At 54.5% G+C, this 3,078-nt stretch carries 4 protein-coding genes; 2 read left to right on the top strand and 2 right to left on the bottom strand.

What is annotated here, in order from left to right:
* The first annotated feature begins 154 nt into the window (after positions 1 to 154).
* Together ABX962_RS33800 and ABX962_RS33795 are read left to right on the top strand one after the other, a co-directional pair.
* Entirely contained in the window at positions 155 to 862 is a 708-nt protein-coding gene (locus ABX962_RS33800) for a DUF1080 domain-containing protein (protein WP_372726073.1), read from the top strand.
* A gap of 9 nt (positions 863 to 871) precedes the next feature.
* On the top strand, positions 872 to 1,186 hold the full coding sequence (locus ABX962_RS33795) for a thioredoxin family protein (RefSeq protein ID WP_372726072.1): 315 nt from the start codon (positions 872 to 874) through the stop codon (positions 1,184 to 1,186).
* Between the two features lie 170 nt (positions 1,187 to 1,356).
* On the opposite strand, the gene ABX962_RS33790 is transcribed toward ABX962_RS33795, so the two are convergent.
* The gene (locus ABX962_RS33790) at positions 1,357 to 2,028 is read right to left on the bottom strand and encodes an SGNH/GDSL hydrolase family protein (protein WP_372726071.1); all 672 of its coding nucleotides are present in this window, start codon (positions 2,026 to 2,028) and stop codon (positions 1,357 to 1,359) included.
* A 180-nt stretch (positions 2,029 to 2,208) separates the two neighbouring features.
* Positions 2,209 to 3,078: NADP-dependent isocitrate dehydrogenase (locus ABX962_RS33785; protein WP_372726070.1), on the bottom strand; the 870-nt coding region annotated here is incomplete at its 5' end.

The following is a 3,078-nucleotide window of genomic DNA, read 5'->3' as shown; positions in this document are numbered from 1 at the left end:
GGCCCGTTGCGACTTATGTTCACGGGCACTGCGTTTGGAATACAATACGCGGGTTCGACGAATCATTCCGCGGAACGAAATTGCGGTTTGACCATAGCCGAGGTGGCTTTTGGAACACCGTCGATGGCATTGGAACCTAACGAGAGACACCCCCATGAAACGATTTGCAGCCTGTTTGTTCACGACCCTTCTGTTGGCCCCCTCTTTCGCGTTTGCCGAAGAAGAGCCCCAAACGACCGAGGCCGCCGCTGACTCGACCGTACTGTTTGACGGCACAAGCATCGATGGCTGGAAAGGCCGCGAGGATCTGTGGAGTGTCGAAGACGGCCAAATTGTCGGCCGCACGACCGAAGCCAACCCGATCGACGCCAATACCTTCTTGATCTGGAAGGGAGACGTCCCTGAAAACTTTGAACTGACCGTCTGGTTCAAAATCGAAGCGGGCAACTCGGGGATCCAGTACCGCAGCAAGATCGTCGATGAAGCCAAATTCATCGTAGGGGGGTATCAAGCCGACATCGATTTTACCAATCGATTCGCTGGCATTTTGTACGAAGAACGGGGCCGCGGCATCTTGGCTCAGCGTGGACATCGGGTCACCATCACCGCGGACGGCAAGAAGCAAGATGAAACGTTTGCCGATGGCAAAGAGCTCGCCAACGCGATTCACCCTGGCCAGTGGAATGAATTTCGTGTCGTCGCCAAGGGCAACCGACTGCAACACTTCATCAACGGCACGATGACCGCCGAAGTGATTGACGAGCAATCCGAAAAATCCTCGTCCGATGGTGTGATCGCTTTGCAATTGCACGTTGGTCCGCCGATGACCGTCCGCTTCAAAAACATCTCGTTGCAGAAGTAAGGTTTCGCGATGGTCAAGAAAGTGACGGAATCGACGTTTGATCGCGAAGTGCTTGATGCCAACGTCCCGGTGCTCGTCGATTTCTATTCCGATCGCTGCGCCCCCTGCCGAAAAATGGCTCCGCAACTGAATCAGTTGCATTCGGAGGCCAAAGGCCGCTACAAGGTGGTCAAAGTCGACACCGAGGCCAACAGCGATTTAGCGAACGAGCACCGAGTCACTTCACTGCCAACGCTGATCGTGTTCACACGTGGCCGAGCGACCAAGCGGTTGGTCGGTCTGCAAGACAAGCTGACGCTGATGATGGCGCTCGGCTTGGTTTGATCGATTATTGGTTTAATCAATTAGGCGATCAGCGCCGCCGCGATTAAAAGTGAGCGACCGTTTTTCTAGATTCCCAACAACGTACTTGAGTTAGAAAAACAAATGCGTCACTTATCAAATCGACGTTCCAAGCGAAAGACGACCCCAAGTCTATTTCTCAGTCGAAGGGGTTAGCGGTCCAGGATCAGAGGGCGGACCGCTTTGCCGATATGTTTTGCCAAAATCGCAACACCCTCAGGCGACGGGTGCACCCCATCGGGGCTGAGCCAGTTTGGCTCGTCTAACAATATCTGATTCAGATCGACGACCGCCACCTTCCGTTCACGGGCCACTTGTAATACCGCTTCGCGATACTGTTGCAGCAATCGATCCAGCCCGCCGGCGCGATCAAACACCGCCTTGTCGTGACGCGTGAAATAGGGCTCGTGATTGATCGGAGGAACAGTGCACAAGACCACCTGTGCCTGTTGTTTCTCGCACGAATCGATCATTTCATGCAGATTCGCCGAGTAGCGATCCAGCGGCACATGGACTTTCGCGTTGTCGACGCGGCTATCGTTGGTGCCGAAAAAGATCACCACCACATCGGGATCTTTTGACAATACATCCTGGTTCATTCGCCGCAGCGCTTGCGTCGTTGTGTTGCCACCGACACCGGCGTTGATTGCATCGACCCCCAACAGCGGCGCCAAAATGTCCGAGTAACCTCGTTTGGTAATGCTGTCCCCAAAACAGACGACTTTGGCACGAACCGGCTCACTCGCAAAACTGCCAAGTGAAACCGTCAACAACATGAACACCAAGGCAAGTGGGAAGCCGAGACATCGAATCAAAGTCAGCATGGCGAAGTTTGGGGTACTCGTTTCGGTCGGCTTGTCGATTGAGTGAGCCGCTCGCGCGTGAGCGGCCGGGTCCCGTGCATTACCCGGTGCCTTACCCGGTGCCTTACGGCCCACGGCTCACAACCGAAATTTGGTTTGGGGAGGACCAATGACAGGCGAGAAGCCGATTCCACATTTCGACTACGACGTTACTCGCTCGTCGATTGCGGCGTTCAGCGTGGCACTCGGTCGCATCACGTCGCTGGCCTTCTTGCAATCGGGTTGGTAATAACCACCGATGTCGACCGCCTTGCCCTGCACCGAATTCAACTCGTCGACAATCTTCGCCTCTTGATCCGACAAGGTTGCTGCAAGCGACTGAAACTGCGACTTCAGCTCCGCGTCCTTGTCTTGTGCAGCAAGTGCTTCGGCCCAATACAGCGCCAGATAAAAATGGCTGCCGCGATTGTCGATCTCGTTGACTTTACGCGACGGTGATTTGTTCTCCGACAAATACTTGCCCGTTGCCTCGTTCAAGGTTTCCGCCAGCACCAAGGCTTTTTGGTTGTCCGCTTTTCCGCCAAGGTCTTCCAGCGAAACTGCCAACGCCAAAAACTCGCCAAGTGAATCCCAACGCAAGTGATTCTCTTCGAGCAGCTGTTGAACATGCTTTGGCGCCGATCCGCCCGCTCCGGTTTCAAACAATCCGCCGCCCGCCAACAGTGGAACGATCGACAACATCTTCGCACTCGTTCCCAATTCTAAAATCGGGAACAAATCGGTCAGGTAATCACGCAGCACGTTGCCGGTCACTGAAATCGTATCGAGCCCATCCTTCGCTCGTTGGCACGACAAACGGGTCGCATCGACGGGTGACATGATTTGAATATCCAGTCCCGAAGTATCGTGTGACGGCAGATACTCTTTGACCTTGGCGATCAAGTTTGCATCGTGAGCACGATTTTCATCAAGCCAGAAGATCGCAGTCGAACCGGTCGCGCGAGCCCGGCTAACCGCCAATCGCACCCAGTCACGAACGGGCAAATCTTTGGTTTGACACATCCGCCAAAT

Source organism: Novipirellula sp. (assembly GCF_041583735.1).
GTDB lineage: Bacteria > Planctomycetota > Planctomycetia > Pirellulales > Pirellulaceae > Novipirellula.
The sequence above is the reverse complement of the archived record's forward strand: the minus strand, read 5'-3'. Positions and strand labels throughout refer to the sequence as shown.